Below are 5839 nucleotides of genomic sequence, written 5' to 3' on the forward strand. Positions count from 1 at the left end.
TCGCGCCTTCCCCCATCATCCCCGATGCGCTAGACGCAATCCGAAAAGAGTTTCGGACAACGAAAAGGATTGCGCATGGCCAATGTGGTGGTTGTCGGGGCCCAGTGGGGCGACGAAGGCAAGGGCAAGATCGTCGACTGGCTGTCCGAGCGCGCCGATGTGATCGCGCGGTTTCAGGGCGGTCACAATGCCGGCCATACGCTGGTCATCGGCGGCAAGGTGTTCAAGCTGTCGCTGCTGCCCTCGGGGATCGTGCGCGAGAACAAGCTGGCGGTGATCGGCAATGGAGTCGTTCTGGACCCTTGGGCGCTGTTTTCGGAAATCGACAAGCTGGCGGTGCAGGGCGTCGCCATCTCGACCGCCAATCTGATGATTGCCGAGAACACGCCCCTGATCCTGCCGCTGCATCAGGATCTGGACAAGCTGCGCGAAGAGGCGGCGGGCAAGGCCAAGATCGGCACGACCGGTCGCGGCATCGGCCCGGCCTATGAGGACAAGGTCGGCCGCCGCACCATCCGCGTCGCCGATCTGGCCGATGAGGAGACGCTGGACAGCCGTCTGGACCGCCTGCTGGCCCATCACGACGCGCTGCGCAGCGGTCTGGGCGCCACGCCGGTGGACCGCGCCGAGCTGAAGGCCATGCTGATGGAGATCGCGCCCAAGCTGTTGCCCTATGCCCAGCCCGTCTGGAAGATCATGGGCGACGCCCGCAAGGCCGGCAAGCGCATCCTGTTCGAGGGTGCGCAGGGCAGCCTGCTGGATATCGATTTCGGCACCTATCCTTACGTGACCTCGTCGACCACCACCTCGGGGGCTGCGGCTTCGGGGACCGGGGTCGGGCCGGGGGCGATCGGCTTTGTCCTGGGCATCGTCAAGGCCTATACAACCCGCGTGGGCGAGGGGCCGTTCCCGACCGAGCTGGACGATGCCGATGGTCAGCGGCTTGGCGAACGCGGCCATGAATTCGGCACGGTCACCGGCAGGAAGCGCCGCTGCGGCTGGTTCGATGCGGTGCTGGTGCGCCAGACCTGCGCGATTTCCGGCGTGAACGGCATCGCGCTGACCAAGCTGGACGTGCTGGACGGGTTCGAGACGCTGAAGATCTGCACCGGCTATGAGATCGACGGGGTGCAGTACGATTATCTGCCCACCGCCGCCGCGCTGCAGGCCAAGGTGACCCCGATCTATGAGGAAATGGACGGCTGGCAGGAATCCACCGCGGGGGCGCGCAGCTGGGCCGAACTGCCCGCCGCCGCGATCAAATATGTCCGTCGGGTCGAGGAGCTGATCCAATGCCCGGTGGCCATGCTGTCGACCAGCCCCGAGCGTGACGACACGATCCTGGTCACCGATCCCTTTGCCGACTGATCTGCGTCCCGCGACCGCCGGGGGACTGTACGTCCCCCGGACCCCCTGCAGGATATTTCTGCCAAGATGAAAGGCTGCCCCGAGATGGAGCTGAAGACCCGCAAGAGGCTGTCCATTCTGATCCTGCTTGTCGGGATGCCATTGTATGTCGTCGTGTCGGTGTCGCTGATGAACTGGCTTGACGGGCGGTTCGGGCGCCAGCCGATCTGGGTCGAGCTGCTGATCTATGTGGGCTTGGGCGTCTTGTGGGCCTTGCCGTTCAAGCGGGTGTTTCTGGGTGTCGGCAAGGGGTGAGCGGGTCTGAGGGCCTTTTGCGCCCGGTGCGCGATCGCCGCGGTGTCACCGTGATCGGTGGCGGTGCTGTCGATGCGGCGGATCTGGTGGCGGCGCTGGCCGTGGCGCCGGTGCTGGTGGCGGCGGATGGGGGTGCGGACCGGGCGCTGGCGCTTGGCCGGGCGCCGGACTGGGTGATCGGGGATCTGGACAGCATCTCGGACGCGGCGCGGGCATCGGTCGCGCCCGAGCGGCTGTTGCATGTGGCCGAGCAGGACAGCACGGATTTCGCCAAATCTCTGGGACGGATCGACGCACCTCTGGTCATGGCGGTGGGGTTTGCGGGGCTGCGGCTGGATCACACGCTGGCGGCGCTGACGGTCATGGTCCAGCCCGGTTCGCCCCGGGTGGTGATGCTGGCGCCCGATGATGTGGTTCTGGTCTGTCCGCCGCATCTGGACCTGTCTTTGGCGCCCGGAACGCGGGTGTCCCTTTATCCCATGGGTCCGGCGCGGGGGGCGAGCACCGGGCTGGAATGGCCCATCGACGGTCTGGAGTTTGCGCCGGGCGGGCGGGTCGGCACCTCGAACCGGGCTTTGGGGCCGGTGGGGCTGAGCATCGAGGGGCCGATGCTGCTGATGCTGCCGCGCGATTGTCTGGGGGCGGTGCTGACGGCCTTGTGCGGCTGAGGGGGCGGTTGTCGCCGCGCCTGCGATGGCTTATCTGAAGGGCGAACCCCCGGAGGCCGCTGCCCATGTCGCTGAACCCGATCCGTCCCTGGCGCAATATCGAACGGCGCAAGTCACGCCAGATCATGGTGGGCCGCGTGCCCGTTGGCGGCGATGCGCCGATCAGCGTGCAGACCATGACCAACACCAATGGCCATGACGTGCGCGCCACGCTGGATCAGGTGATCGCCTGCGCCGAGGCCGGGGCGGATATCGTCCGCATCAGCGCCCCCGATGCCGAGACCACGTTCGCCCTGCGCGAGATCTGCCGCGAAAGTCCGGTGCCGATCGTCGCCGACATCCATTTCCACTATAAGCGCGCCATCGAGGCCGCCGAGGCGGGCGCCGCCTGCCTGCGCATCAATCCCGGCAATATCGGCGACGAGACCCGCGTCCGAGAGGTCATCAAGGCCGCCAAGGATCACGGCTGTTCGATCCGCATCGGGGTGAATGCCGGGTCGCTGGAGCGTCATCTGCTGGAGAAATACGGCGAGCCCTGCCCGGATGCGATGGTGGAATCGGGCATGGATCACATCAAGATCCTGCAGGACAATGATTTCCACGAGTTCAAGATCAGCGTGAAGGCCAGCGACGTGTTCCTGTCGGCGGCCGCCTATACCCAGCTGGCCGAGATCACCGACGCGCCGATCCATCTGGGCATCACCGAGGCCGGGGGCTTTGTCGGCGGCACGGTGAAATCCGCCGTGGGTCTGGGCAATCTGCTGTGGGCGGGGATCGGCGATACGATCCGGGTCAGCCTGTCCGCCGATCCCGTTCAGGAGGTCAAGGTGGGGTTCGAGATCCTCAAATCCCTGGGCCTGCGCACGCGCGGCGTGCAGATCATCAGCTGCCCCAGCTGTGCGCGCCAGGGGTTCGACGTGATCCGCACCGTCGAGGCATTGGAGCTGCGGCTGGAACATATCAAGACGCCCATGAGCCTGTCGATCATTGGCTGCGTCGTCAACGGGCCGGGCGAGGCGCTGATGACCGATATCGGCTTTACCGGCGGCGGCGCGGGCTCGGGCATGGTCTATATGGCCGGCCGACAGAGCCACAAGCTGTCCAACGACCAGATGGTCGATCACATCGTGGAGCTGGTCGAAAAGCGGGCCGAGGTGCTGGAGGCCGAGGCGAAGGCTGCGGAATAGGCCGCCTGTGGCGTCCGGGTCCGACGTTCAAGGGTGGCGCCGCACGAACCGCTGTTCAAGAATTTCCTTGCCCCATTGGGTGCCAGGCCGTTCCTCCACCAGCTGAAAACCATGACCTTCATAGAGATGGCGCGCTGCATCAAGGCCGCTGAACGTCCAGAGATGGACTTGTGCAAAGTTGTTTTCGTCAGCAAAGCCGAGCGCTGCCGAGAGCAGCCTGCGACCGGTCCCGGTTCCCCTGACAGGATCGTCAAGGATGAACCACCGCAGATGGGCGATATTTTCACCCAGATCCTCGCCGTCGATGGCAATTGATCCGACGATGTCCCGCCCTTGCATGGCTGTCCAGATGGCGTTGGCCGGACGGTCCAGCCGGGTGCAGAACTCGGCCAGACCGCCCGCGACCCCGGTCTCGAACTGCTGCCCAAAACCCGTACGTTTCGCATAATAAAGCGCGTGCATCTGTGTGATCCGGGCAATCAGACCGGTCTGATATCCCTTGATCACGTGAATCGTGGGGGTCTGCGGCACTGTCCGCCCTGCCAAAGCAGCAGAATACAGGGTCAACCCGTCCTTGACCCTGCCCGCCTCGCCGGGCCTCAGGCGAGAGAGAGCGTCAGAGACCTGCGCGCCTGCAAAGGCATGAATGGCGACCACATGATGCCGACCCGCCTCGGTCAGTGCCAGAACCTTCACGCGACCGTCCGCACCGGGTTCCTCGATCACTGCGCCCGATTCGACGAGTTTGCGCAGCATCCGGCTGATGCTCGATTTCTCCAGATGAAGGCGCTCGGTCAGATCGCGCGCGGTGACGCCACCGGATTCGATCTCGATCAGGGCGTGAACCGCAGACGGGGGAAGGTCGGTCCCTGCAAACTTGCCGCCCATAAAGCCGAGTTGGCGGACAAGTTCACGCGACGCGGTGCGAATGGCGTCTATCGTATCCGTGGCTGGGGGGAAGGGCATGACAGGCTCGCGTTAAGTTGTATCGTGCAACTTATGGATCTCGCTGGTCCTGTGTCAATTCTTTTTCAGACCGGGGGGGAGCAGTCGGCGTGGTCAGCAAACCAGCCACTGGGGGCCCCGTCGCTTTAGCCCTCAGCCCCCCGTATGGCTCATATGCCGGGTCATCTGGCCTTCGATCTTCTGCCTTGAATAGTCGAAATCATGGCCCTTGGGCTTTCTCGCAATCGCCGCGCGGATGGTCTCGCGCAATAGCGTATCGTCAGGAACGGCGCGCAGGGGCGCGCGCAGGTCGGCATTGTCTTCCTGGCCCAGACACATGAACAGCTCTCCGGTGCAGGTCACCCGGACGCGGTTGCAGCTTTCGCAGAAATTATGCGTCAGGGGGGTGATAAAGCCGATCTTCTGCCCGGTCTCGGCCAGCTGGACGTAGCGGGCGGGGCCGCCAGTACGCTCGGCCAGATCGATCAGGGTGAAACGTTCCGCCAGCTGCGCGCGCAGATCCGAGAGCGGCCAGTACTGGTCGAGGCGGTTTTCCTCGCCCATCTCGCCCATCGGCATGACCTCGATAAAGGTCAGGTCGTGACCCTCGTCGCCGCACCAGCGGACCAGATCGAACAATTCGGTATCGTTCACGCCCTTCAGGGCGACGGCGTTGATCTTGACCCGCAGGCCCGCTGCGGTCGCGGCACGGATCCCCTCCAGCACCTGCGGCAGGCGGCCCCACCGGGTGATCGCGGCAAATTTATCGGCATCCAGCGTGTCCAGTGACACATTGACGCGGCGCACGCCGATCTCGGCCAGCTCGGCGGCATGGCGGGCCAGCTGGCTGCCATTGGTGGTCAGGGTCAGCTCGTCCAGACCCGTGCCCAGATGGCGCGAGACCTGCCGGAAGAACCCCATGATGCCGCGCCGGACCAGCGGTTCGCCCCCGGTGATGCGCAGCTTGCGCACGCCCAGACCGATGAAGGCGGTGCACAGACGGTCCAGTTCCTCCAGCGTCAGCAGGTCGGCCTTGGGCAGGAACTGCATATGCTCGGCCATGCAATAGACGCAGCGGAAATCGCAGCGGTCGGTGACCGAGACCCGCAGATAGGTGATGGGGCGGGCAAAGGGGTCGATCAAAGGCGGGTGCATGTCCATCCGTCCAATCTAGGCATGCGGCGGGCCGCTCACAAGCGGGGGATGGGGCATGGGTTGCGGTGGACCTTGGGGAACCCCGCGGGCTAGACTGCCCCCAAGCCCGATTTCGAGGAGACCATGATGCGCCTGATCCCCCTTGCCGCGACGCTGACCCTGGCTTTGGCCGGATGCAGCCAGATTGCCGCGACCGTGGACCGCCCCGCCGCCCCGCAGGCG

General features: G+C 65.2%; 6 protein-coding genes. 4 read left to right on the top strand and 2 right to left on the bottom strand.

Annotated elements, in window-relative coordinates:
• The first annotated feature begins 75 nt into the window (after positions 1 to 75).
• The 4 genes from EG885_RS21610 (at position 76) to ispG (ending at position 3517) form a co-directional block, all read left to right on the top strand.
• The gene (locus EG885_RS21610) at positions 76 to 1368 is read left to right on the top strand and encodes an adenylosuccinate synthase (protein WP_131578790.1); all 1293 of its coding nucleotides are present in this window, start codon (positions 76 to 78) and stop codon (positions 1366 to 1368) included.
• Between the two features lie 84 nt (positions 1369 to 1452).
• On the top strand, positions 1453 to 1662 hold the full coding sequence (locus tag EG885_RS21615) for a DUF2842 domain-containing protein (protein WP_131578792.1): 210 nt from the start codon (positions 1453 to 1455) through the stop codon (positions 1660 to 1662).
• Positions 1663 to 1688: 26 nt separating this feature from the next.
• Complete coding sequence (locus EG885_RS21620; protein ID WP_131578794.1) at positions 1689 to 2330, top strand: thiamine diphosphokinase; 642 nt, start codon at positions 1689 to 1691, stop codon at positions 2328 to 2330.
• Between the two features lie 65 nt (positions 2331 to 2395).
• Positions 2396 to 3517, top strand: a complete 1122-nt coding sequence (ispG, locus tag EG885_RS21625; RefSeq protein ID WP_131578797.1) for a flavodoxin-dependent (E)-4-hydroxy-3-methylbut-2-enyl-diphosphate synthase — start codon at positions 2396 to 2398, stop codon at positions 3515 to 3517.
• A 27-nt stretch (positions 3518 to 3544) separates the two neighbouring features.
• On the opposite strand, the gene EG885_RS21630 is transcribed toward ispG, so the two are convergent.
• Together EG885_RS21630 and moaA are read right to left on the bottom strand one after the other, a co-directional pair.
• Positions 3545 to 4483: a bifunctional helix-turn-helix transcriptional regulator/GNAT family N-acetyltransferase gene (locus EG885_RS21630; protein WP_131578799.1), complete on the bottom strand. Its 939-nt coding sequence runs from the start codon at positions 4481 to 4483 to the stop codon at positions 3545 to 3547.
• Between the two features lie 132 nt (positions 4484 to 4615).
• Positions 4616 to 5623 (bottom strand): GTP 3',8-cyclase MoaA, encoded by a 1008-nt coding sequence (moaA, locus tag EG885_RS21635; RefSeq protein ID WP_131578802.1) that lies wholly within the window; start codon positions 5621 to 5623, stop codon positions 4616 to 4618.
• Positions 5624 to 5839: the final 216 nt, after the last annotated feature.

Origin of the sequence: Paracoccus nototheniae (assembly GCF_004335005.1) — a bacterium.
GTDB classification, from domain to species: Bacteria; Pseudomonadota; Alphaproteobacteria; order Rhodobacterales; family Rhodobacteraceae; genus Paracoccus; species Paracoccus nototheniae.